The organism is Nonomuraea africana (genome assembly GCF_014873535.1).
Classification (GTDB): domain Bacteria; phylum Actinomycetota; class Actinomycetes; order Streptosporangiales; family Streptosporangiaceae; genus Nonomuraea; species Nonomuraea africana.
The window spans coordinates 6,588,269-6,611,431 of the sequence record NZ_JADBEF010000001.1 but is presented as its reverse complement, the minus strand read 5'-3'; the positions used below and the strand labels follow the sequence as shown (position 1 = coordinate 6,611,431).

Genomic DNA, 23,163 nt, shown 5'->3' with positions numbered 1-23,163 from the left:
TTCTCTATTGTGTGCGGAATGGACTCGAAGGCGCTCGCCGCAGCTGGCATCACCGTCGTGCTCTGGGCCTCGGCATTCGTTTCAATCCGCAGCGCGGGAGCGGAGTACAGCCCGGGAGCGCTGGCCCTGGGGCGGCTCCTGGCCGGCTCGGCCGTCCTGGTGATCATCTGGCTGGTGCGGGGCGGTGGGCTTCCGCCCAGAGCGGCGTGGCCCGGAATCCTCGGTTCGGGCGTGCTGTGGTTCGGCCTCTACATGGTGGCGCTCAACTGGGGCGAGCAGCTCGTCGACGCGGGCACCGCGGCCATGGTCGTCAACATCGGTCCCATCGTCATCGCCCTCCTCGGTGGCTGGCTGCTCAAGGAGGGCTTCCCCCGCGCCCTCTTCGCCGGCCTCGCGGTGTCGTTCGCGGGCGCGGCGGTCGTCGGGTTGTCGATGTCCGAGGGCGGTGGCTCGTCGGTGGCCGGGGTGCTGCTGTGCCTGCTGGCGGCCGTCTCGTACGGCGTGGGCGTCGTCTTCCAGAAGCCCGCCCTGCGCCACGCCAGCGCCTTGCAGGTGACGACGTTCGGCTGCGTCGTCGGCACGGTGGCGTGCCTGCCGTTCGCCGGGCAGCTGATCGAGGAGGCCCCCGTGGCCTCGCTCGGAGCCACCCTGAACGTGGTCTATCTCGGGGTCTTCCCGACCGCCCTGGCCTTCACCACCTGGGCCTACGCCTTGGCCAGGACGACGTCGGGGAAGATGGGCGCCACCACCTACCTGACGCCCGCGCTCGTGGTGCTGATGTCATGGGCGGTGCTGGGAGAGGTGCCCGGCTGGCTGACCCTGCTGGGCGGCCTGCTCTGCCTGGTCGGCGTGGGCGTCTCGCGGAGCAGGCCCAGGCGGCTAAGCGGCCAGGGCGTGCGCTGACCTGCGGCCGGCCTGGCGGGCCAGGGGCAGGAACGAGATCAGCAGGCAGATGGCGCCGAGGGGGATGAAGTCGCGGTCGACGATCGGCAGCGCGAAGTCGAGCACGACCAGCACGGGCGTCCAGGCCTTGACCTTGCCCTGCGCGGCCAGCTGGATGATCAGTGCCGCCTGGGCGAGGTAGAAGAGGAACGGCAGGCCGTTGTAGATCGCGAACTCGACGCCGGGGATCGCCTGCACCCTGTCGAAGTACTCGCCCATCGCCGCGTGGTCGGCGGACAGGAAGCCGACGACGACGTCGATGACGAACTGGGCGCCGACGGCTGCGATGCCGACGAAGGCGAGCACGACGCCGGTCGTGGCGAGCGCCCCCTTGCCCGCCATGCGGCGCAGCTCCAGGAAGATCGGGACGAACAGCGCCAGGGCGGCGAGGAAGGCCAGGTGGCCTGCGGTCCAGGCGAATCCGGGACCGCGCTCGCCGTCCAGGCCGTCGACGAGGCGGAGGAGGCCGTAGGCGAGAACGAACAGGGGGGCGGCGATGAACGCGAGGGGCTTCATGCCGAGAATCCTCGCGAAACGGCGCCGCCGTGTGATCGCCGGAACGGGCGATCCCTCGACTCCCTCTTGAGAGCGAGTCAGACCTGTTCCTGCCGGGGCAGCACCACCTCGCGGACGATGATCAGCAGGGCCGCGGCGAGCGGGATGGCCAGCAGCGCCCCGATCACGCCGAGCAGCGCCCCGCCTATGAGGGCGCCCACGATCGTGGCGACCGGCGGCACGTCCACGGACGACTGCATGATGCGCGGCGCGATCCAGTAGTTCTCGATCTGCTGGTAGACGATGAAGAAGATCACGCATCCGATGCCCACGGGCACCGAGACGAAGAATCCGACGGCCGAGGCGACCACCGCCCCGATGAACGCCCCGACCAGGGGGATCAGGTCCGTCACCGCCACGATCATGGCCAGCGCCAGCGCGTACGGCACGCGCAGCATCATCAGGAAGAAGAACGTCGTCAGCCCCGCGATCAGCGAGATGACCAGGTTGCCCGCGACGTAGCCGCCGATCTTCTCGATGACCGCGTCGCCGAGCAGCTTGGCGCGCACCCTCCGGGACCTGGGGACCAGCCGGTAGCCGGCCTCCTTCATCGACGCCATCGACCCCAGGAAATAAAGGGTCAGGACCAGCACGGTCAGCGCGTTGAAGATCGCCCCGATGACGACCTGGCCGAAGCCCAGCAGCCCGCCGAACAGCTGGGAGCCGAACGCGCCGCTGCTCACGTACTCGACCAGACGTTGGAGGAGCTGGAAGCGTTCGTCCAGCTCGCGGATGGTCGGATTGGCCTGCAGCTGGCGGGCGTAGCCGGGGATGCGCTGGACGAACTCGGCGCTCTGCTCGGTCAGCGGCGGCACGAGCGCGACGCCCGAGCCGATGAAGACCAGGATCACGCCCAGGAACACGACCGTGATCGCCAGAGGCTTGGAAAGGTTGTGCGCCCTCAGGAACTCCACGGCGGGGTTGAGCCCGATCGCCAGGAACAGTGACACGACGATCAGCAGCAGCATGGACCCCGCGGTCGCGATCGCCTGGACCAGCAGCCACGCGGTGAGGACGCCGAGCGCGCCGACGAACCCGAAGACGAACGGGTTCGGCCATGGCGGCCTGGTATCCCGCCGGGAGGAACCCGGATCGACGTGCCTGGAAGGAGCTGACGGATCGAGGCGACCCGAGGAACCCTTGGCGTCCGCGGGGCCCGGCGAGGAGGCGGCGTCATGGCCGGGGGGAGTGGGATCCGACACGGGATCCCACTGCCCGCAGAAAGGACATTTAGACGCTGACGTACTTGCGCGGACGCAGCGCGTGCGCCCGCAGGGCCGCCAGCGCCGCCGACCGCCCCACCGGCGTCAGCCGTATGGATCCGTCGAGGCTGACGCCCAGCCCCAGCGCCGTGATCTGGCGCAGGAGCGTCGCCAGCGTGCCCGCGATGTCGTCGGGGCGCCAGCCCTCGCCGCCGATCACCTCGGAGACCCTCGCGCAGAGCTCGGGCCACGGCATCGGGTCGCCGGAGGCCAGCAGCAGCAACGCCGCCTCGCCCGCCGACACCGACAGCTCGTGATCTCCTGGAGCCAGCAGCAGGCCCGTCGCGGTCTCCCACAGCAGCTCGGGTGAGCCGAGGAGCTTCCGGCCCTCGGCGGTGATCACCAGCCGGGTGCCGAACCTGCGGATCGCCCCGAGCTCGTTCTCGGCCAGCTCCCGCAGCGCGATCGCCTCGGGCGAGGGAGGCAGGCGCAGCGGCACGCCCCCCTCGGAGGCGGCCAGCGCCAGCAGGCCCTGCAGCGCGGGGAGCGGCTCGGCGGGGACCGGGGCGTGCAGCCGTACCTCGTAGGGCTGGGCCAGCTCGCGCCTGGCCGGCCCCCGGCCGAGCACCCAGCGGTTGAGCCGTTCGCCCTGCACCCTGTGCAGCCAGCTGTCGCCGCCCAGCTCGGGCCGGGCCTCGGTCAGCCAGCGCCTGGTGAGGCCGACCTGGCCGTCGAACTCCGCGCCGGTCAACATGGCCAGTTCGAGCGCCGCCGAGCAGGCGACATGGGCGCCCAGCTCCTCGGGGCCCATGATCGTGCTCCACTGCAGCTCGGGCACGTCGGGAGGGAGCACGCCCGTGGCCTTCAGCGCCCGCTGGTAGGCGGTGGTGCCCGCCTCCTCGCCCTCGCGTTCGTAGGTGTCCAGGATCTCCTTTGTCGTTGGGGAGACGCACAAAGCGGCATACCGGTCGAGGCCGCCCAGGCTGAGCAGCCGTCCGAGAGCGGTGGCGACCCGTTCCCACGAGCCGTCGACCTTGATCGGGAGGGTGTACCAGAGGAATTCGCACACGTCGAGCTGAGTGACTGTCTCGAGCGGTTCGCCGCCGGTCAGCCACTCCACCGCGGTCCTGGCCTCGTCGGCCACCTCGGGCTCGGAGCGCTCCAATTCCACGAGAAGCGCGGCCACGTCCGGTGCAGGCATGCCTCGAAGTTTGCCGTATGGACCCCAGCCCTGACGATGACCGAAACCGCTGCGTATTGGGTCTTGCACGGCGCCTACCCTACGAAACCGGAGCTAAGCGATCGGTAGCCGAACTCATATCCACCGGGACTTGAACAGCATGCGGGCGTTCCAATCGACATAGGGGATCACCTCGCCCGCCAGGACGGGGTACAGCCAGCCGAAATTGATGAGTGCGAGCAGCGCGAAGGCGCCGGTGACGGCCGCGCCGACCATCCGGCGGGAGGGCGAGGCGGTCGAGGGCCCGATGATGAGCCCGGCGGCCAGCGTGAGAGCGAGCACCATGAACGGCACCATCGGGGCGGCGTAGAACAGGAACATCGTCCGGTTGTCGGCGATCGCCCAGTAGAACCAGGGGAGCCAGCCCATGAGGTAGGCCAGCAGGACGGCGCCGGCTCGCCAGTCGCGGGTCGAGACGTACCAGGCCACCATCGCGATCAGGGCGGCGAGCGCGCCGTACCAGATGACGGGGGTGCCGACGCCGAGCACCGCCTCCGAGCAGTCCTTGACGCCACAGACGTTCTGCCTGCCCTCGTAGAAGAAGGCGACGGGCCGCAGCAGGAGCGGCCACGACCACGGCTCGGACAGGTAGGGGTGGGTGGAGTCGAGCTGGTTGTGGAAGCCGAGCACCTGGAGGTGGTAGTCGATCCACGACCCGATCGAGTTGACCACGAAGTAGGCAGGGCCCTGCGAGGTGGCCTCGGTCCAGTTGCGCCCGTAGCCGGTGGCGTTGACGAACCAGCCGGTCCAGCTGGCCAGGTAGACCAGCGCCGGGGCCACCGCCGTCGCCAGCAGTCCGGTGGGCACGTCCTTCTCGAAGGCCCCTGTGTACGGCCTGCGCAGCCCGACCGCCTTGCGCGCCCCCATGTCCCAGATCAGCGACATGATCGCGAAGGCGATGAGGAAGAAGATGCCCGACCACTTGACCGCGCACGCGGCGCCCAGGCACAGCCCGGCCGCCAGACGCCACGGCCTGAGCCCGAGGTGGGGGCCCCGGTTGGACAGCGCGGAGGTCTCGTACCAGTCGACCAGGCGCGACCTGGCCTGATCCCTGTCGACGATGAGGCAGGCGAATCCGGCCAGCACCCAGAACATCAGGAAGATGTCGAGCAGCGCCGTACGGGAGAGCACGAAGTGCAGCCCGTCGAGCGCGAGCATCAGCCCCGCGAAGCAGCCGAGGAGCGTGGAGCGGGTCATCCTGCGCGCGACTCTGGCGATGATCAGGATGGACAGCGCGCCGACGAAGGCCGCCGCAGCCCGCCAGCCGAACGGGTTGAGCCCGAACAGCCACTCGCCCGCCGCGATCATCCACTTGCCCAGCGGCGGGTGGACCACGTAGGAGGCGCACTCGCCGATCTTGTCGGCCGCGCACTGCTTCCAGATCCGGGCCGCGTCGCCGGCGAGGATGAGCTTGTCGGCGTCCTTGACCGTGACGCGCTCGACTCCCCAGGTGAGCAGGGAGTAGGCGTCCTTCATGTAATAGGTCTCGTCGAAGACCACGGCCTTCGGCCGGCCCAGGTCGACGAAGCGGAGCACCGCTCCGAACAGCGCCACGACCAGCGGGCCGACCCACCCCCACAGCACGCTGCCGGGCATGGCGGGGATCAGCCGGTCGCGTAGAGAACGCTCGGGCTCGCCCTCCGGCTCGGAGAAGGCCTTCTGCGGGAAGTCGGTCACGGCCATTCGGACATCGTAGGGGCCCCAACGCGGTGGTTACGTAAGAAACACCGCCCATTTAGGGCTGCCTGACACAATGGTCAGGTGAGAGAACAGGGCAGGCTGGTGCTGGCGGGTGCGCCGATCGGGCAGGTCGGCGACGTGTCACCGAGACTACGTGACGCCCTCGAGAGCGCCGACGTGGTGGCGGCCGAGGACACCAGACGGCTGCGCAGGCTGGCCAACGACCTCGGCGCGGAGATCGGCGGCCGCGTGGTGTCCTACTACGACCAGAACGAGGCCGCCCGCGCGGCCGAGTTGCTGGAGTCGCTCAAGGACGGCAGGACGGTGCTGGTGATCACCGACGCGGGCATGCCCGGCGTCTCCGACCCCGGCTACCGCCTGACCAGCCTGGCCGTCGAGGCGGGCATCACCGTCACCGCGCTGCCCGGCCCGTCCGCTGTCACGACCGCGCTGGCGGTCTCGGGCCTGGCCAGCGACCGGTTCTGCTTCGAGGGCTTCCCGCCGCGCAAGGCCGGCGAGCGCTCCCGCAGGCTCGCCGCGCTGGCCGCCGAGGAGCGCACGATGGTCTTCTTCGAGGCCCCGCACCGCCTGGAGGCGTCGCTGCGCGCGATGGCGGAGGCCTTCGGCCCCGACCGGCAGGCCGCCGTCTGCCGCGAGCTGACCAAGACCTACGAGGAGGTACGGCGGGGCGGCCTGGCCGAGCTCGCCGACTGGGCGGCGGCCGGCGTCAAGGGCGAGATCACCGTGGTCGTCGCGGGTCACGTGCCCGACGCGGGACCGCCTGACCTCGACGCGCTCGTCGCCGAGGTGGACCGGCGGGTGGCCGGGGGAGTGCAGCGCAAGCAGGCCGTGGTGGACGTCGCCAAGGAGTCGGGCATGGCCAAACGAGAACTGTATGACGCGGTTCACAGGAGATCGCCAACGCCATAAAGTGCCGAAGGTGCTCAATAGGCGACTAGTTCCCCCCATGCCGGTTGACACGCTGTGGGGATGGGTGGGGCCGCTGCTGGTCACCGCCTTCGGGGCGTTTCTCCGTTTCTTTCGGCTCGGCGAGCCGCACGCCGTCGTCTTCGACGAGACGTTCTATATCAAGGACGCCTATTCGCTGCTCCTGTTCGGCGCCGAACGGATGTCACTCGGCGACGAGAAGAACCCGATCGCCGACCGCATGATCATCGCGGGCGATCTCGACTTCTGGAAGAAGTGCCCGACGGTGGAGGCGTGCGCGGAGTACGTCGCGCACCCGCCGCTGGGCAAGTGGATGATCGCGGTGGGCGAGTGGCTGTTCGGCCTGACTCCCTTCGGCTGGCGCTTCGCCGGCGCGCTGGTGGGCGCGCTGTCGATCCTCATCATCGCCAGGGTGGCGCGCAGGATGACCCGCTCGACGATGCTGGGCTGCCTCGCGGGCCTGCTGCTCGCGCTGGACGGGCTGCACTTCGTGCTCTCCCGCAACGCGCTGCTCGACATCTTCCTGATGTTCTGGGTGCTGGCCGGGTTCGCCTGCCTGGTGGTCGACCGAGACCACGCCAGGCAGCGGCTGTCCGACTGGTACGAGCACTCCCTGCCGACTCCGACGGGCCCGTGGCTGGGCGTCAGGCCGTGGCGGCTGGCGGCGGGCGTGTGCCTGGGCGCGGCGTGCGCGGTCAAGTGGTCGGGCGTCTTCTTCCTCATCGCCTTCGCCGTCATGTCGCTGCTGTGGGACGCGGGGGCGCGGCGCGCGCTCGGGTTGCGGGAGCCGTACAGGGGGGTGGTGCTGCGGGATCTGACCGGCGCGCTGGGCGCGCTGGCCCTGACCCCCGCGGTGGTCTACCTGGCCGGCTGGACCGGCTGGTTCGTGAAGGCGGAGGGCTGGGGACGCAACTGGGAGCAGGCGACGAGCGCCGGGCCGGCCTTCTTCGTCGTCGACTCGCTGCGCTCGTGGCTGAGCTACCAGCTCCAGGTGCTGGGCTTCCACACCGGCATGGAGACGCCGCATCCCTACCAGTCGGAGCCGTGGCAGTGGCCGCTGCTGCAGCGGCCCGTGTCCTTCTACTATCCCAGCGACCCGCCGCCCACCGGCTGCGGAGCGGACAAGTGCTCCTCCGCGGTGCTCGGCGTCGGCACGCCCGCCCTCTGGTACCTGGCGGTGCTCGCGCTGCCGGCGATCGTCGCGTGGTACGTCGCCGGCCGCGACTGGCGGGGAGGGGCGGTGCTGCTCGGCTACTGCGCGGGCTGGCTGCCCTGGTTCTACTACGCGATCGCCGACAACAGGACGATGTACCTGTTCTACATGATCCCCGTCGTGCCGTTCATGGTGCTGGCGATCGTGCTCGTGGCCGGGCTCATCCTCGGCCCCACGGACGCCCCGCCGGTCAGGCGGGCCGCAGGCGCGGCGGTCGTCGGCGCCTCCGCGCTGGTCGTGCTGATCAACTTCGGCTGGCTCTACCCGGTGCTGAGCGCCGAGACGATCACGTACGCACAGTGGTGGGCTCGGATGCTGATGCGCTCGTGGGTGTGACCGCGACGCGGCGGCGCAGCCTGATCCCGTGCCTGAGCGTGATCGCCGCCGCGACGCAGGCCAGAGGTACGGCGGGCAGCAGGTAGCGGTAGTCGAACTCGGCCGTGGCGGCCGGCGCCAGGATCAGCCCGAACGCCCCCAGCCACGGCAGCAGCACGGGACCGCCGAACCTGCGCCACCTGACCACCGCCCCCGCCAGGCCGACGAGCAGGATGCCGCCGAGCATGACGCCCTGCAGGTAGAACACCTTCTGATAGGCGCTCATGATGTCGGCCCACGGGTGGACGATCCTGGTCTCGGCGGGGCCCTGCTCGTACATGAACGCGTCGGTGTCGGCGAAGCCACCCACGGTCGCCCAATGCGGCAGCCGCTGTGGCCTGCCGTTCGCGTCGAGGTCGTAATAGGGCCGGAACTGGTACATGTTGAAGGTCTTCGCGTCGGGGAAGCGCGGCCGGCCCCAGGTGAAGGCCCGCATGAAGTCGCGCGCGACGACCTGGAGGTAGTCGGCGGGCTGGGCGAGGATCGCCCGCTTGGCGAACTCGCCGGCCAGCTCGTTCTTGAAGTCGTCGAACTTCACCTTGCCGGGCAGCCGGTGCAGGACCTCGCCGCCCGGGTTCGCGTTGCCCTGACCGGTGCCCCACAGGTACCACTGCGCGTAGCCCATCCGCTGTTCGACGGGCTCCTCGATGCACATGAAGGCCAGCGGCAGCTCGCGAGGCAGGTCGAGGTCCATCTTGGCGCAGTCGGCGAAGATCGACACGCGCATGTAGAGGATGAGCCCGTCGCTGTTGGTCATGGCGAATTTGCCGAAAGTTACATAGAACCAGCTCATGTAGGCGACGACCGGGATCGCACAGGCGGTGACCATCGCGGCGATCGGCTTCCAGCCGGCGCGCTTGATCAGCATGTAGACGACCACCAGGCCGAGGATCGGCAGGCCGATCGAGCGGGTCAGCGCGGTGAGCGCCAGCAGGAACCCGACGACCGCGCCGACCTTCCACGACATGCGCCGGTGCCAGAGCACCAGCGTGATGACGCCCACGACCAGCAGCGTGAACATCGTGTCGGACATCACCAGCTGCTCGAGCTGGATCTGGTAGGCGTCGAACAGCACCGGGACGGCCGCCAGCGTCGCGCCCCACTTGGGCAGCGCGAACTTCCTGCGCAGCAGCGCGTAGATCAGCACGCCGGTGGCCAGGCCCATGAGGTGCTGGGTGAAGACCACCAGGGTGAAGCTGTGGAAGGGCTGCAACAGCATCAGCCAGAAGCTGTAGCCGTCGGGTCTGACGGCGCTCGGCCTGGGGTGCAGCGCCACCGAGACGTACTCGTAGGAGTCGTTGAACCACATCGCCGGGCTGTAGCCGAGCATGGCGATCAGCCGCAGCAACGCGCCGAGCGCGAAGGCGGTGACGAAAACGCGATGCCTGCTCACATACGACAGCAAACGAGCCTTACGTCCTGGGACGGAAGGCTCGACACGCGTTCTCTCGGCAACGCTCACCATGCTTTGACCTCCACTGATAGCGCTGCAGAGGACCGGATCTCCTGTGCGCCACAGGCGTCACATCCTGCCAGTGGGCCGGTAGGCCCAGCGTGCGACAGTGCCGAGCGTCTCGATCATATCATCGAGCTTTTCGGCGACTATTCCACTCCAGAATGCCAGTCGTTTCGAGGACTTGACCCGACCATGTCGGGGCACAGGGCATGATGGTTGACTTGGGAAGTGCTGTGACTGAAGGGTCGGAGACGTGGAACTGACGGTGGTCATGCCCTGCCTCAACGAGGCGGAGACCGTGGAAGTCTGCGTGCGCAAGGCTGTTGCGTGCATGGAAGAGCACGGCATCGAGGGCGAGGTCCTGATCGCCGACAACGGCAGCACGGACGGCTCTCAGCAGCTGGCGCGCGACGCGGGGGCCCGCGTGGTCCACGTCGAGGAGAAGGGGTACGGCAACGCCCTCATGGGCGGCATCCGCGCCGCCCGTGGCAAGTACGTCATCATGGGCGACGCCGACGACTCCTACGACTTCACCGCGCTGCTGCCGTTCGTCGAGCAGTTGCGTGACGGCGCCGACCTGGTGATGGGCAACCGCTTCAAGGGCGGCATCGCCCCGGGCGCCATGCCCCCGCTGCACCGCTACCTCGGCAACCCGGTCCTGTCGTTCGTCGGCAGGCTGTTCTTCCCGAGCGCGATCGGCGACTTCCACTGCGGGCTGCGTGGTTTCCGCCGCGACTCGATCCTGCGCCTCGGGCTGCAGACCGGCGGCATGGAGTTCGCCAGCGAGATGGTGGTGAAGTCCACGCTGCAGGGCCTCGACGTGCGCGAGGTGCCCACCACGCTCTCGCCCGACGGCCGCTCGCGCCCCCCGCACCTGCGCTCGTGGCGCGACGGCTGGCGCCACCTGCGCTTCCTGCTGCTCTACAGCCCCAAGTGGCTCTTCTTCATCCCCGGCCTGGTGCTCATGACGCTCGGCCTGGTCGTGGGCGCCGCACTGACGTTCGGCCCGGTGAAGATCGGCGAGTTGGCCTTCGACGTCGACACCCTGGTCGGCGCGTCGGCGGCGGTGGTGATCGGCTTCCAGGCGGCGCTGTTCGCGCTCTTCACCAAGGTCTACGCGGCCGAGGAGGGCTTCCTGCCCGAGTCGCCACGCATCCGCAAGCTGATCAGCATCGTGACACTGGAGAAGGGCCTGGTCGTCGGCGGCCTGCTGGCCCTGGCCGGTCTGGTCGGCCTGGTGATGTCGCTGGTGCACTGGCAGGTCCGCAGCTTCGGCGCGCTCGACCCCCGCGAGTCGCTGCGCATCGTCGTCCCCTCGGCGACCGCGCTCATCATGAGCTTCCAGACCATCTTCGCCGCGCTGTTCATCAGCATTCTGGGCATCAGGCGCACCAGGGAGACGGCCACCGACGTGGCCGCCAAGGCGGCGGAGGAGGCGGCCGAGGCGGTCTCCAGGGAAGAGTCCCCCACAGCCAAGGGGTAATGGGGTTCTCGGCCCGCGTTGAGCCTTAGGCTTGGTGTCATGTTCTACGTCTCCACGCCGATCTACTACGTCAACGACGCTCCGCACCTGGGCCACGCCTACACGACCGTCGCGGGCGACGTGCTGACGCGCTGGCACCGCCAGCGCGGCGAGCAGGTGTGGTACCTCACGGGCACCGACGAGCACGGCCAGAAGATCATGCGCACCGCCGAGGCCAACGGCGTCACACCGCAGGAGTGGGCCGACAAGCTCGTCGACGAGGCGTGGAAGCCGCTCTGGCAGCACCTCCAGATCGCCAACGACGACTTCATCCGCACCACGGAGAAGCGGCACACCGAGCGGGTCCAGGAGTTCGTCCAGGACCTCTACGACAAGGGCGAGATCTACAAGGGCGGCTACGAGGGCCCCTACTGCGTGGGCTGCGAGGAGTTCAAGACCCCCGGCGACCTGCTCGAGGGCGACCTCTGCCCGATCCACAAGCGGCCCGTCGAGTGGCTGCGCGAGGACAACTACTTCTTCAAGCTCTCCGAGTACGGCGAGCGCCTGCTGGAGTTCTACGAGGCCAACCCCGACTTCATCCAGCCCGCCTCGGCGCGCAACGAGGTCGTGCAGTTCGTCAGGACCGGCCTGCAGGACCTGTCGATCTCCCGGTCCACCTTCGACTGGGGCATCCCGATCCCGTGGGACGACAAGCACGTCATCTACGTGTGGGTCGACGCCCTGCTCAACTACGCCACCGCCGTCGGCTACGGCTCCGACCCGGCGCGCTTCGACCAGATCTGGCCGGCCAACGTCCATCTGGTCGGCAAGGACATCCTGCGCTTCCACGCGGTCATCTGGCCCGCGATGCTGATGGCCAACGGTCTCCCGCTGCCCGGCAAGGTCTTCGCCAACGGCTGGCTGATGGTCGGCGGCGAGAAGATGAGCAAGTCCAACCTGACCGGCATCTCGCCGCGGCAGCTCACCGACCACTTCGGCGTCGACGCCTACCGCTACTACTTCCTGCGGGCGATCCCGTTCGGGCAGGACGGCTCGTTCTCGTGGGAGGACTTCTCCGCCCGCTACACCTCCGAACTGGCCAACGACTTCGGCAACCTGGCCTCCAGGGTGGCGGCGATGGTCGGCAAGTACTTCGACGGCGCGCTGCCCGCGGGGCAGAAGGAGCAGCCGATCGCCGACGCGCTGGCCGCGACCGTCGCCAAGGCCGACAAGGCGATCGGCGACGACCTCGACTTCGCCGGCGGGCTCGGCGCCGTCTTCGACTTCGTGAAGCTGGTCAACGGCTACCTCAGCGAGCAGGAGCCGTGGAAGGTGGCCAAGGACACCTCGGAGGAGGGCCGCGCGAAGCTGGCGACCATCCTCTACACCGCCGCCGAGTCGCTGCGCGCGGTCGCGGTGCTGCTCAACCCGGTCATGCCGGGCACCGCGGAGAAGCTGTGGGCCTCACTGGGCGCCGAGGAGCACCTGGGCGCCCTGGCCGAGCAGCGCGTGGCCGAGGCGGGCGAGTGGGGCAGGCTGCCCGCGGGCGCGCGCGTCGTCAAGGGCGAGATCCTCTTCCCGCGCCTCGAGAGCTAGTAGTCCTTCAGGGAGACGGCCGACGCCGTCTTCCTGACCGACTTGGCGATCATGCCCTTCCAGGGCAGGTAGGGGAGCAGCCGGTAGTTCTGGTTGAGGAACCACGCCATGGACCGGTTCTCCGGCACCATCCACCTGCCCGCGCTCTCGCCCGACTCAGCGGCACCGATGTGCCGTCGGCGCGCCATGCCGCGGTGACGCCCAGGATCCCGAAACCGCATGGAGCTGATTCTCCCCGGTACCTTTGGGTGAGTGAGCAAGCTTCCCGTCGCGCCAGAGCCGCTGAGCACGCCCGTCTTCGACAGTCACTGCCACCTCGACATCATGGTGGGCAACAGGCAGGCCTCGTCGGGGGACCCCGTGGCCCAGGCCGCGCAGGCGGCCTCGGCCAGCGTGGAGAGCATCCTGGCCGACTCCCGCGCGGCCGGGGTCACCAGGCTCGTGACGATCGGCTACGACCTGCCGTCGTCGGTCTGGGGCGCGCGGGTGGCCGCCGGCCACGACGACGTCTACGCGGGCGTGGCCATCCACCCGAACGAGGCGCACGCGGCCACGCCCGAGGTGCTGGCCGAGATCGAGGCGCTGGCGGGTGAGCCCGGCGTGCGGGCGATCGGCGAGACAGGGCTCGACTACTACCGCGACTGGGCCTCGAAGGACGACCAGCACGCCAGCTTCCGCGCGCACATCGAGATCGCCAAGCGCACCGGGAAGGCACTGGTCATCCACGACCGCGACGCGCACGACGACGTGCTCAAGGTGCTCGCCGCCGAGGGGGCGCCCGATCGCGTGGTCTTCCACAGTTACTCGGGCGACGCCGAAATGGCCAAGAAGTGCGTCGAGGCCGGATATTTCATGTCCTTCTCCGGGCCCGTCACCTACAAGAACGCCGCATACCTGCGCGAGGCGGCCAGGGTCGCGCCCAAGGAGCTGATCCTGGTCGAGACCGACGCGCCGTACCTGCCGCCGGTCCCGCACCGCGGCAGGCCCAACGCGCCCTTCCTCATGCCGCTCACCCTGCGGTGTGTGGCCGAGGTCAAGGATGTGCCAGTCGACGAGCTGTGCGAAGCCGTGAACGCCAACGGAGAGACGGTCTTCGGCATCTCCCAGTGAGTCCCGGCCGTCCTCGGCTAACCTCGCGCGGGTGATGGCTAGAGGACGACGCCGCGCACCCAGATCCGCCTGGGGCTCGGGGTGGGCGATGGCCGGGTACGGGGCCGCCGCGCTCGCGCTGGTCGGTTCGGTCGTCGCCGGATCGGGCGACGACGTCGCGCTGGTCGTGGACGGCAAGGCCATGGCGCTGCGCAGCACCGCGGGCACGGTCGGCGAGGTGCTCGAGGAGGCGGGGGTCTCGCTGGGCGACAACGACTACCTCCACCCTGACGCCCACACCCCGATCAGCGACGGGGCGACGATCGTGGTCCGCCACGCCCGCCCGATCACCCTGACCGTGGACGGCCGTACCGCCAGGCACGTCGTCACCGCCATGAGCGTCGGCGGCGCGCTCGACGAGCTCGCCATCAAGCACACGGGCAGCAGGCTGTCGGTCTCGAGGGAAGGCACGGTGCCGCTGTCGGGGATGTCGGTGACGATGCTGACCCCGCGCCGGGTCCATGTGATCGCGAACGGCCGCCGCCTCACCACCACGACCACCAGCGCCACCGTGAGGGGCGTGCTGCGGGAGAACCGGGTGCGCTACGGCGACGGCTACCGGATCACCCCGCCGCTCGACAGCTTTCCCCGCCGCGGCACGGTCATCAGGGTCGACGCGCCGGGCCCCGTCGCGCCGCCGCACACGATCCCGATCCGGCCGGAGGTGGCGGCGCTCAACTGGGCGGCGCTCGCCGCGTGCGAGTCGGGAGGCGATCCGCGCGCCTTCAACCCCTCAGGGCCCTACTACGGCCTGTACCAGTTCGGCCTGCAGATGTGGCTGGCGGTGGGCGGCGTGAGCACGCCGCACGTCTGGCCGGCCGAGGAGCAGACCTACCGGGCGCAGCTGCTCTACCAGCGGGTGGGCGGGCGCTGGCAGGCGCAGTGGCCGCACTGCGGCGCCCGGCTGTTCAGCTAGCCACGGAGGCGCCGAACTCGGCGCCCTTCGGGGGCTTGAGCAGCTCGACGGTGTCGGCGTTGCGCCCCGCGATGCCCATCGTGCCGTACGGCTGGTCGTCGGGGGCGCCCGCGACCAGCTGGTTGCCCGAGAAGGTGACCGACCAGCCGAACCTCGCACCCTGCGCGGGCGTCAGGAGCCGGTCGACGGACTCGTCGGCCACCGACAGGATGCGCACCGCGCCGGTGCCTCCCGCGAAGGGCGCGCCGACGGCGAGCCTGCCGTCCCGCGAGGCGGCGAGGGAGAAGCCGAACGCGCCCTCGCCCGTCACCTTCCTCGTCGGCTTGACCGCATTGTCGAACAGCTGCACGAAGCCGCCCTGCGGCGCGCCGACCGCGATGCCCGCGCCCTCGACGTAGGCGACCGCGTAGCCGAACCTGTCGCCCGCCGCGCGGTCCGGCGGCTCCCACTTGGTGCCCGAGAGCCGCTGGGCGGTGATGTCGGCGAGCAGGGTCACCGAGCCCGAGTCGAGCTTGCCCGCCTCGACCTGGACGCCGTCGCCGTCGTCGTTCTCGTACGGCACGCCCACGACCAGGCTGTTTCCCGCGCCGAAGGCCAGCGCCCAGCCGTACTGGTCGCCCACCTCGGGATTGCCTGGCACGTCGGGCGTGTCCTGGCCGATCCTGCGCAGCGGCGCCTCGCCCCTGCGGACGTAGACCGCGCCGGAGTCCTTCACGTCTGCCAGATCCTCGTACGGGGCCGACACCGCCACCAGGTTGCCCTTCGCGGCCACCGTCCAGCCGAAATGGGCGTCCTGCTGGGGCTCGGGGGCGGTCAGCCGTACCTTGGCGCCCTTGCTGGTCAGCAGGTAGGCGGCTCCCGCGTCCTTCTTGCCGTCCACGTCGGCGTACGGCGCGCCGACGAGCAGGTCGTCGCAGCCGTCGCCGTCGACCTCGGCCATCGCCACCGACCAGCCGAAAGCGTCAGCCTTGCCCAACTCGGGCGGCGCGACGGGGACGAACGCGCCGCCGGACAGGCGGTGGACCGAGCCCGCCGCGTCGAAGGGGTCGCCCACGACGACGTCGCCCGTGCACGCTCCCACGGTCGTCTGTCCGGACAGGCCGCTCACTAAGAGAACCAGGGTCAGCAGGGTGCGGATCACGACAGACGCACCTCGATTCGCCGGCCGCCCTGCATCAGCGTGCCCTCCAGCATCGAGGGCAGCCGCTGGGGCGGCAGGTCGAAGACGAAGACCCCGTCGATCCGCTCGCCCGGCGCGACGGTGGCGGGCAGCTTGGTGGAGGCGGCCGCGGCCTGGTGCCTGGCGCCCCTGTCGTCGACGAGCGTGACGCCGGAGGAGCCGATCGCCCGCTGGGTGCCGCCGGGGTTCAGCATGGCCCAGCCGATCACACAGAACCTGCCGTTGGCGGGTCTCGTGCCCTGGTAGTCGGTCAGGCCGCAGCGGGGCTGACCGGTGAGGAGGAACTGCGGATCGTCGAGTGCGGTGCCGAGGTTGAACCGCCTGCCCGAGTCGGGCGCGACGAGGGTGGGGGCTCCCCGCGGCGCCGAGGGGGGCTCGGACGGGTTGCCGACGAGCAGGACGACGATCGTGACGATCAGCGCGACCGCGGCGGCGGCCGCCGCCGCCAGCCAGCGCCTGCTCTTCGGCCGCGCCTTCTCCGGCGGCGGCGGGGGCGCCTGCTCCCTGTCCTGCCGCAGGATCGACGTGGACCGCACGGCGGTGTCGGCGACGTTGGGCGGGGGCGCCCAGTTCCGGTCGAGGAGATCGGTGGCGACGCGCGTGGACTCGCCTGTGGACTGGCCGCGGGTGGACTGGTCGCGGGTGGACTGGTCGCGGGTGGGCAGGCGCCCGCCGACCAGTGCCAGGAGCAGGTCCTGGGCGGTGGGGCGGAGCAGCGGATCCATCGCGGTCGCCCGCCGTACGAGGTCGTTGAGCGGCGCGGGCAGCGCGCCGAGGTCGGGGGTCTGGTGCAGCACCCTGGTGGCCAGCGTGACCGCGTCGCCGCGCCCGAACGGGTGGCGGCCGCTGCCCGCGTACGCCACCAGGCACCCCCAGGTGAAGATGTCCGCCGCCGGCGTGATCTGCTGACCCCGCACCTGCTCGGGCGCCCACCAGCCCGGGCTGCCCAGCAGCTCGCCCGAGAGCGTGAAGTTGCTCTCACGGTCGAGCGCGCGGGAGATGCCGAAGTCGATCACCCTCGGGCCCGACATCGACAGGATGACGTTGGCCGGTTTCAGATCGCGGTGCACCAGCCCCGCCACGTGGATGGCGGCCAGCGCGGCGGCCACCCCCAGCGCCACCCCGTGCAGCGCGGCGGGCTCCAGCGCGCCGAACTCGCTGATCTGCTCCGACAGCGGCACGCCCGCGATGTACTCGGTCACCATGTACGGCCTGCCCGCGCTGTCGTTGCCGTTGTCGAGCACCTGCGCGGTGCAGAAGGAGGCGACTCTGCGCGCGTTGTCCACCTCCGCGTGGAATCGCGCGGCGAATCCCTTCTGGTTGGCGAACTCCGCCTTCACCACCTTGACCGCGACCGGCCGTCCCGTGGGGGCGATGGCCAGGAACACCGTGCCCATGCCGCCCTCGCCGATGCGCCCGAGCAGGCGGTACGGCCCGATCTGGCGCGCATCGGTGGGACGCAGGGGTGCGGGGCCCATCGGCTTCATCTCCCCATCCTCCCTCCTACCCTCCGGTTCTTCGATGCCTCACGGATGCGCGAGACTGAATGGGTGATAGGGGGAGTGCCATTGTGAGCCTGCTGGGGCCGATTGAAATACGTAATTTGGCGGAAAAGCTCGATCTTCGCCCGACAAAGAAGTTCGGTCAGAACTTCGTGATCGACGGCGGCACCGTCCGCCGCATCGTGCGGACGGCCGGGCTGTCGTCCGACGACGTGGTGATCGAGGTGGGTCCTGGGCTGGGCTCGCTCACTCTGGCGTTGCTGCCCGAGGTCGCGCACGTGGTCGCCGTCGAGATCGACCCGGTGCTGGCCGGGCAGCTTCCCCTGACCGTCGACTCCCGAGGGCTCGGTGACAGGCTGACGGTCGTCGGTGCCGACGCGTTGAAGGTGGGCCCCGACGACTTTTCCGGCTATACCCCGACAGCGCTGGTCGCCAACCTGCCGTACAACGTCTCCGTGCCCGTGGTCCTCCACCTGCTGGAGGTGCTGTCCTCGCTGCGCAAGGGCCTGGTCATGGTGCAGGCCGAGGTCGCCGACCGCCTCGCTGCCCCGCCCGGCTCCAAGGTGTACGGCGTGCCGTCCGCGAAGGCCGCCTGGTACGCCGACGTCAGGCGGGCGGGCCCGGTGGGCAGGACGGTGTTCTGGCCGGTTCCCAACGTGGACTCTGGGCTGGTGTCCCTGGAGCGCCGCGATCCGCCGGTGACCAGCGCTTCTCGGAAGCAGGTGTTCTCGGTGGTGGACGCGGCTTTCGCGCAGCGGAGGAAAACGTTGCGGGCGGCGCTCGGGTCGTTGTTCGGGTCGCCTGGGCGGGCGGAGGAGGCGTTGAGAGCGGCGGGGGTGGACCCGTCGACCCGCGGCGAGCAACTGGACATCACAGCCTTCGCCCGGATCGCCGAACACCTGGAGAAGTAGTCCGGAGGTATCGAGACGGCCGGCGGCGGTCCGTGACGGCCCTCGAGCGGTGATGGGCGGCGACGGTTCAGGGTGAACCGCAACGGTCCGCGGAGACTGTCGCCACGGGCGGTGATGGACGGCGACGGTCCGAGGTGGACCGAAACGGCCCCGGAGACTGCCGCGACGGGTGTGACAGGCGTAGGCAGGCCGCGACGAGCCGCAGCTGCCCCAGCCGCCGCCCCGCCGCCGGTCGCCCGGTCGACGCGCATCGGCCAGATCGCCGCTCTCCGCCCGTCGCCACGGTGTGCGGCGCAGTCACCCCCTAGCCACTCGACCCTCAGCCACCGCCTGGGTTAGCCCTCCCGCGATCCCAAGCCAGCGCCTGGTTCCGCCTTCGCACGATCCACAGCCCTCGGCCCCGTCTGGCACCTCTGTCCACAGAACCACGCTCGGCCCGGCAAGCCACACCCCCTCCGCACGATCCTGAGCCTCCCTTCCAATGCTCAGGAGGCTCTGATGTGGCTCACCATCGGTTTTCTCGCAACGCTGAGCGCCGCCTCACCAGGCCCGGCGACGATCATCCCTGCCCAGGCGTCATGCCTGCGCACGATCTCCTTGCCCGCCGCCTACGCACCGCTGCTGAAGGCATGGCGACAGGAGGACAACACCCCCGCCTCCCACCTCACCCACGCCGTACGCCCCGTCATCAAGGACCCCAGCCCCACCGTCGAGCTAACGATCACCCTGCCACCGCAAGCCTGCTCACTCGAACGAAAATCGCCAACCGCCTCGCCGCCCTGGCACCCGGCCACGCCGAGCCCAACGCCGGGACACAGACTCGCCCCCGATGCGCCGCCAGGCCACAGACACGCCGCTGATCCCACGCCAGGGCCCCAGCTCGTGTCTAGGCAGGTACCCAGGCTAGCTTCGGGCCAGGTTTCCAGGCCGGCTTCTGTTCAGGTGCCGTGGTGGCTCACACCTGGCCGGGTGTCGCCCTCGCCCGAGTCCGACCTGCGGTCCGCCTCCACGCCCGATACGCCCAGGCCATGGTCCGTGATGCGCATGAGCGACACGGACCCCGGCTCCCGAGCCGCAGTCCACGACACCATCTCCGCCTGGCTCGCCAGTTGGCAGAACCACATCCCTCACGCCCCGTCATGGCTTAGGGTCTCGCCTCATCCCACAGCCCTCGTGCGAGTCACGCCAGCCGCCGCCCATCCTTACGCCGATTGGTCGACCGCCCCTTCCTCGCCCACGGCCCCAGCGCGCCTCCACCCCGCCACCCCCTCGGACAATCACTTTCTCCCAGGCCGGCCCTTCACGGATGGTTATCGCCAGGATGTGCCATCCATAGATCTCCCTCACCCGGACTGGCCTGTGCTTGATCGGCCTGGACCAGGTGCGCCATCCATGGATCCCTCGCGCTCGAATTGGCCTGTAGGGGATCGGCCTCGGCCAGGTGCGCCTTCCGCGGGTGCGCCTTCCGCGGATCGGACACGGCCCGGCGTGCACCCGTCGGACAGGACACGCCCAGGGACGCCGCCCTCACGCGACAGAGCGACCCCGAAAAAGCGCAGCGACCACAGGCCGCCCGGAAAGAAGAGAAGTCCCCGCTCCAAGGGCGATCTGGCCGCCACCGCCGCCATCGCCCGGCTGGGCACCCCCTTCTCCTGGGGCGGCGGGACCCCCGCAGGACCCAGCCGGGGCATCGGTCGAGGAGCGGGCACAGTCGGCTTCGACTGCTCCGGCCTCACCTTGTACGCCTGGTCCCGAGCGGGGGTGAAGCTCGGCCACTACACCGGCACCCAGTTCCGTCAGGGCAAGCGCATCCGCCTGTCCGACCTGCGCCGGGGCGACCTCGTCTTCTTCGGCGGCGGCACCGGCGACCCCACTCACGTCGGCCTCTACCTGGGCAACGGGATCATGATCCACGCACCCAAGACGGGCGACGTGGTCAAGAAGACCGACTTCCTCGACTCCACGTACTACCGCCCCCGCTATCGCGGCGCCGTACGCCCCGGTTGACGTCAGCCGTCCAACCGAGCGGCCGGGCCCTTCACAGCACCTCGAAGGGCCTGGCCGTACGCCTCGGTTGACGTCTGCCGGGTAACCGAATGGCGAGATCGCGGGTCGTCACGTCGGGTCTTCTCGGGGCTGCGCTGGTCCGGGTGTCTCTGGTAGGGATGGCTCCGACGGCATCACGCATGCACAGCTGGTTGGCGGTCGCGGCGGAGGATGTACAAGGCGATGGCCAGGCCGGCCACCGTGAACAGGGCGCCGACGAGGAAGATCGAGCGCAGTCCCAGATCGCCGGTGATGACCCACCCGCCCAGCCATCCGGCGAACGCGGCGGCGAGCTGGAAGCCCGAGGCGTTGACCGCCACCGCCAGTGTCGGGGCCGCGCCGGCCGTGGTCATGACGCGGGTCTGCATGCCCGGGATGATCGCGAAGGCCAGGACACCCATGACGAAGGTCAGAATCGCCGCAGGCACCTGGAACCCGCTGACGAGCCAGAACAGCGCCAAGACGCCTGCCAGTACGGCGAGCAGCCCAGCCAGCGACGGCATCAGGGCGCGGTCCGACAACCATCCGCCGACGAAGTTCCCGACGGTGGCGCCCGCGCCGTACACCAGCAGCAGCACCGGGACCGTACCGCCAGTGAACTCGCTGACGTCGGTGAGCAAGGGGGCGATGAAGGTGAAGACGGTCACGACCCCCACGTTGCCCACCGCGGTGAGGGCGATGGCGAGCTGGACGTCCCGGCTCGCGAACACGCGCAGCTCACCGAGGACCGGTCCCGTCTCGGCCGCGGGCTGGGCGGGGACGAACCGCAGCACCATCAGCAAGGCGGCGGCGCTGAACGCGGCAACGGCGACGAAGGTCGCCCGCCAGCCGAGGTTCTGGCCGATGAGGGTGCCGATCGGGGTGCCGAGGATGATGCCCAGGTTCATACCCAGGGCCACCTTCGCCACGGTGGAGGCCTGTCGGTTCGGGGGCGCCATAGAGACGGCGGTGGCGATCGCGATGGCGAAGAACGTGGCCACGACCAGGCCGGCGGCGAAGCGCGACACCAGCAGGACGGGGTGGTTGGGCGCCACGGCGGAGCCGAGGTTCCCGAGTACGGACACGGTGATGAGGCCGACGACGAGCGGTTTGCGGGCGAGTCGCGCCGTCAGCACGGTGACCACCGGGCCACCGACGATCATGCCCAGCGCGTAGGCGGTCGTCAGCAGGCCGGCGGCGGGGATCGACACCGACAGGTCGGCGGCTACGTCCGGGAGGATGCCGGCGATCACGAACTCGCCGGTCGTGAGGCTGAAGACCACCAGCATCAGTGACAGGACAGGAAGTGGCACAGCGGGCACTCCAACATGGTTCTAGTTCGGATGATGCGAACTAGAACTATCATAGTTCGAAGTAAGAGCGGTATACTTTGCGGCATGGCAAAGCAGGCGGATCTGACGGCGGACGGTGAGCTCGATCGCGACGTGTGCAAGCTGGTCCACCAGTTCGTGCAGAGGCTCGATGTCCACGTGCGCCGCGTCGCCGAGGAGCTCGGTCTCACGGCCACGCAGGTGGTCGCGCTCCGCGAGTTGTCGGAGCCGATCACCGCGCGTGAACTGGCCACCAGGATGTCCTGCGAGGCGTCGAACGCGACGTTCGTCCTCGACCGGCTCGAACAGCAGGACCTGATCCAGCGCCGACCGCACCCGACGGACCGGCGCGCCAAGCAGATCGTGCTCACGCAGGCCGGGCAGCGCCTCCGGGTGGAGGTTCTGCAGCATCTGGACACCGGGTCCCCGCTGACTCCGCTCACCGCCGACCAGCAGGAATCCTTGCGCGACCTGCTGCGGACGCTCGTCGAGCGCCACTAGGAGCCACATTCAGGGCCTTCAGCCGCCCTTGGTGATTCATGTGCTGCTTGGAGGTTTGTGTCCCCCCTCGGTCCGGCGGGGCTTCCCGGCGGGACTCCGGGACTCGGTTGGACGGGCGCGGTCATGGAACCCAGTCATCCGGGCCTGGGTTCCGGTTGATCCGCAAGGGATGGGTGCGGTCAAGGAGCCCAGTCATCGTCGGGCCCGGGTTCCGGTTGGGCGCCAGGGACGGGCGAGGTCATGGAGCCCAGACCATCGTCTGCTGGTGGATTCGCTTGCCGGCGTGTCTGAGGCCGGGAACCAGCGGAGTCGGGCCGTACGGAGTGAAGCCCATGCGTTCGAAGAACCGCACCGCGCGGGTGTTCTCGACCAAGGTCTGCAGGTGACAGCCGGGTGATCCGGCGTCTCTGAGTCGATCGAGCCATCTGTTCATCAGCCCGTCGGCGGCGCCGGCTCCCCTGGCTGCGGGCGCCACGTTGATGTGCAGGTGGGAGGGCCACCGTGGATCGGTGAAGTCTTCGGCGGTGGGTTCGCGCCGGATCGCGGCCCGTGCCATGTCGGCCATGCTGCGCGCGAAGAAGGCGGCGGGCCTGGCCCGGAAGATGAGCCGGTACGTCCTGATGGCCTGGTCTATGCGCGCGCTCTCGCTGGGGAACGCCGAGCTGTCGAGGCAGCCCGTCAGGTAGCCGACCAGGGCGCCTTCGTGCACGGCGACGTACAGCGAGCCGGGCTCCAGATCCATGTAGGGGTCGAGGTAGACGGCGGCCTCGGACTCCTCGTGCCCCCACAGGGAGGCGGTCGGAGCGCCCTCACCCGCGCGGCGGGACAGCTCCCGCAACTCGGCGCGGTCGGACTCCGCGAACGTGCGAATCTCCATGTCGTCCGACACACTCCTTGGCGTCTCGATGCGGCGAGGCCGCCGGTGGGGAGAGCGGCCCAGCTGACTGCGCATGCCGTACTATGTATCACATATACGATT

20 protein-coding genes are annotated in these 23,163 nt (G+C 69.9%); 10 read left to right on the top strand and 10 right to left on the bottom strand.

Annotated features, from left to right (window positions below; translation table 11 throughout):
- The first annotated feature begins 18 nt into the window (after nt 1-18).
- On the top strand, nt 19-903 hold the full coding sequence (locus H4W81_RS31270; protein WP_192778101.1) for a DMT family transporter: 885 nt from the start codon (nt 19-21) through the stop codon (nt 901-903).
- On the opposite strand, the gene H4W81_RS31265 is transcribed toward H4W81_RS31270, so the two are convergent.
- The 4 genes from H4W81_RS31265 to H4W81_RS31250 form a co-directional block, all read right to left on the bottom strand.
- Nucleotides 880-1,458, bottom strand: a complete 579-nt coding sequence (locus H4W81_RS31265; RefSeq protein WP_192778100.1) for a hypothetical protein — start codon at nt 1,456-1,458, stop codon at nt 880-882. The two genes, H4W81_RS31270 and H4W81_RS31265, sit on opposite strands and share 24 nt — an antisense overlap.
- Before the next feature lie 77 nt (nt 1,459-1,535).
- Nucleotides 1,536-2,699: an AI-2E family transporter gene (locus tag H4W81_RS31260; protein ID WP_192778099.1), complete on the bottom strand. Its 1,164-nt coding sequence runs from the start codon at nt 2,697-2,699 to the stop codon at nt 1,536-1,538.
- A 28-nt stretch (nt 2,700-2,727) separates the two neighbouring features.
- Entirely contained in the window at nt 2,728-3,900 is a 1,173-nt protein-coding gene (locus H4W81_RS31255) for a hypothetical protein (RefSeq protein ID WP_192778098.1), read from the bottom strand.
- A gap of 114 nt (nt 3,901-4,014) precedes the next feature.
- The gene (locus H4W81_RS31250; protein ID WP_192778097.1) at nt 4,015-5,622 is read right to left on the bottom strand and encodes a dolichyl-phosphate-mannose--protein mannosyltransferase; all 1,608 of its coding nucleotides are present in this window, start codon (nt 5,620-5,622) and stop codon (nt 4,015-4,017) included.
- Between the two features lie 78 nt (nt 5,623-5,700).
- On the opposite strand from H4W81_RS31250, the gene rsmI reads away from it, so the two are divergent.
- Together rsmI and H4W81_RS31240 are read left to right on the top strand one after the other, a co-directional pair.
- Complete coding sequence (rsmI, locus tag H4W81_RS31245; protein WP_192778096.1) at nt 5,701-6,549, top strand: 16S rRNA (cytidine(1402)-2'-O)-methyltransferase; 849 nt, start codon at nt 5,701-5,703, stop codon at nt 6,547-6,549.
- Between the two features lie 37 nt (nt 6,550-6,586).
- A complete protein-coding gene (locus H4W81_RS31240; RefSeq protein ID WP_225958877.1) occupies nt 6,587-8,116 on the top strand; it encodes a dolichyl-phosphate-mannose--protein mannosyltransferase in 1,530 nt (509 codons plus the stop codon).
- Here the strand turns inward: H4W81_RS31240 and H4W81_RS31235 are convergent.
- Complete coding sequence (locus tag H4W81_RS31235; RefSeq protein WP_318782068.1) at nt 8,067-9,548, bottom strand: hypothetical protein; 1,482 nt, start codon at nt 9,546-9,548, stop codon at nt 8,067-8,069. The two genes, H4W81_RS31240 and H4W81_RS31235, sit on opposite strands and share 50 nt — an antisense overlap.
- Before the next feature lie 316 nt (nt 9,549-9,864).
- Between H4W81_RS31235 and H4W81_RS31230 the strand changes: the two genes are divergently transcribed.
- Both H4W81_RS31230 and metG read left to right on the top strand, forming a co-directional pair.
- Complete coding sequence (locus tag H4W81_RS31230; protein ID WP_192778093.1) at nt 9,865-11,094, top strand: glycosyltransferase; 1,230 nt, start codon at nt 9,865-9,867, stop codon at nt 11,092-11,094.
- Nucleotides 11,095-11,133: 39 nt separating this feature from the next.
- Nucleotides 11,134-12,669: a methionine--tRNA ligase gene (gene metG / locus H4W81_RS31225; protein ID WP_192778092.1), complete on the top strand. Its 1,536-nt coding sequence runs from the start codon at nt 11,134-11,136 to the stop codon at nt 12,667-12,669.
- On the opposite strand, the gene H4W81_RS31220 is transcribed toward metG, so the two are convergent.
- Entirely contained in the window at nt 12,666-12,890 is a 225-nt protein-coding gene (locus tag H4W81_RS31220; RefSeq protein WP_192778091.1) for a hypothetical protein, read from the bottom strand. The two genes, metG and H4W81_RS31220, sit on opposite strands and share 4 nt — an antisense overlap.
- Nucleotides 12,891-12,921: 31 nt before the next feature.
- Between H4W81_RS31220 and H4W81_RS31215 the strand changes: the two genes are divergently transcribed.
- Entirely contained in the window at nt 12,922-13,779 is an 858-nt protein-coding gene (locus tag H4W81_RS31215) for a TatD family hydrolase (protein WP_192778090.1), read from the top strand.
- A gap of 34 nt (nt 13,780-13,813) precedes the next feature.
- On the top strand, nt 13,814-14,734 hold the full coding sequence (locus H4W81_RS31210) for a resuscitation-promoting factor (protein ID WP_192778089.1): 921 nt from the start codon (nt 13,814-13,816) through the stop codon (nt 14,732-14,734).
- On the opposite strand, the gene H4W81_RS31205 is transcribed toward H4W81_RS31210, so the two are convergent.
- Together H4W81_RS31205 and H4W81_RS31200 are read right to left on the bottom strand one after the other, a co-directional pair.
- Nucleotides 14,727-15,875 (bottom strand): FG-GAP repeat protein, encoded by a 1,149-nt coding sequence (locus tag H4W81_RS31205; RefSeq protein WP_192778088.1) that lies wholly within the window; start codon nt 15,873-15,875, stop codon nt 14,727-14,729. The two genes, H4W81_RS31210 and H4W81_RS31205, sit on opposite strands and share 8 nt — an antisense overlap.
- Nucleotides 15,872-17,401 carry a serine/threonine-protein kinase gene (locus tag H4W81_RS31200; RefSeq protein ID WP_192778087.1) on the bottom strand — a complete coding sequence of 510 codons (1,530 nt, stop codon included), beginning with the start codon at nt 17,399-17,401 and terminating at the stop codon, nt 15,872-15,874. The genes H4W81_RS31205 and H4W81_RS31200 overlap by 4 nt, the downstream gene beginning before the upstream one ends.
- Nucleotides 17,402-17,460: 59 nt before the next feature.
- Here H4W81_RS31200 and rsmA point away from each other — a divergent pair, with 59 nt between their 5' ends.
- Nucleotides 17,461-18,327, top strand: a complete 867-nt coding sequence (rsmA, locus tag H4W81_RS31195; RefSeq protein WP_192778086.1) for a 16S rRNA (adenine(1518)-N(6)/adenine(1519)-N(6))-dimethyltransferase RsmA — start codon at nt 17,461-17,463, stop codon at nt 18,325-18,327.
- Between the two features lie 1,038 nt (nt 18,328-19,365).
- Nucleotides 19,366-20,334: an NlpC/P60 family protein gene (locus tag H4W81_RS49540; RefSeq protein WP_192778085.1), complete on the top strand. Its 969-nt coding sequence runs from the start codon at nt 19,366-19,368 to the stop codon at nt 20,332-20,334.
- A gap of 173 nt (nt 20,335-20,507) precedes the next feature.
- Here the strand turns inward: H4W81_RS49540 and H4W81_RS31185 are convergent, their stop codons facing one another.
- Nucleotides 20,508-21,665, bottom strand: a complete 1,158-nt coding sequence (locus tag H4W81_RS31185; protein ID WP_318782065.1) for an MFS transporter — start codon at nt 21,663-21,665, stop codon at nt 20,508-20,510.
- 84 nt (nt 21,666-21,749) lie between these two features.
- On the opposite strand from H4W81_RS31185, the gene H4W81_RS31180 reads away from it, so the two are divergent.
- Nucleotides 21,750-22,184: a MarR family winged helix-turn-helix transcriptional regulator gene (locus tag H4W81_RS31180; protein ID WP_192778084.1), complete on the top strand. Its 435-nt coding sequence runs from the start codon at nt 21,750-21,752 to the stop codon at nt 22,182-22,184.
- Nucleotides 22,185-22,422: 238 nt separating this feature from the next.
- Here H4W81_RS31180 and H4W81_RS31175 read toward each other — a convergent pair whose 3' ends face one another.
- A complete protein-coding gene (locus H4W81_RS31175) occupies nt 22,423-23,061 on the bottom strand; it encodes a GNAT family N-acetyltransferase (RefSeq protein ID WP_192778083.1) in 639 nt (212 codons plus the stop codon).
- Nucleotides 23,062-23,163 lie beyond the last annotated feature (102 nt).